Origin of the sequence: Streptomyces sp. NRRL S-1022, assembly GCF_000720135.1 — a bacterium.
Lineage (GTDB): Bacteria > Actinomycetota > Actinomycetes > Streptomycetales > Streptomycetaceae > Streptomyces.
Window position 1 is genome coordinate 1 of the sequence record NZ_JOIU01000094.1, and the last position, 903, is coordinate 903.

Sequence of the window (903 nt, forward strand, 5' to 3'; positions counted from 1 at the left end):
GTGCGAGGTCGGCGCGTCGACATGCAGCGTCGGCGGCAACTGCCCGTGCCGCATCGCCATCACCATCTTGATCACACCAGCCACACCGGCCGCCGCCTGGGTATGACCGATGTTCGACTTCACCGACCCCAACCACAACGGCTCATCGCGCCCCTGACCGTACGTCGCCAGCAGCGCCTGGGCCTCGATGGGATCGCCGAGCGTCGTCCCCGTACCGTGCGCTTCCACCGCATCCACGTCCGCCGTCGACAGTCCCGCGTTCGCCAGCGCCTGACGGATCACCCGCTCCTGCGACGGACCATTGGGCGCCCCGAGACCGTTGGAGGTGCCGTCCTGGTTCACCGCCGAACCCCGCACCACCGCCAGCACCCGGTGACCGTTGCGACGGGCGTCCGACAACCGCTCCAGCAGCACCAGACCCGCACCCTCACCCCAGGCCGTACCGTCGGCTGCCTCGGCAAACGCCTTCACCCTGCCGTCGGGAGCCAGGCCGCGCTGGCGCGAGAACTCCGTGAACCCCAGCGGGGTCGCCATCACGGTCACCCCGCCGGCCAGGGCCAGCGAACACTCCCCCGAGCGGAGCGCCTGCGCCGCCAGATGGATCGCCACCAGCGAGGACGAGCAGGCGGTGTCCAGCGAGACCGCCGCGCCCTCCAGCCCCAGCAGGTAGGCGATCCGGCCGGAGGTCACGCTGGTCGCGGCGCCCGTACCGAGATAGCCCTCGGCGTCGGCGGGTGCCCGGTCGCCGTAGCCGGAGGACCAGATGCCGGTGAAGACGCCCGTCTGGCTGCCCCGCAACGACGTCGGATCGATCCCCGCATCCTCGAACGTCTCCCACGCCGTCTCCAGCAACACCCGCTGCTGCGGATCCATCGCCAACGCCTCACGCGGCGAAATCCCGAA

The 903-nt window shown here is 71.0% G+C and carries 1 protein-coding gene; it reads right to left on the reverse strand.

What is annotated here, in order from left to right; all coding sequences use genetic code 11:
- The coding region (locus IG05_RS0140940; protein WP_030349170.1) for a beta-ketoacyl synthase N-terminal-like domain-containing protein at positions 1–903 on the reverse strand (903 nt) is incomplete at both ends.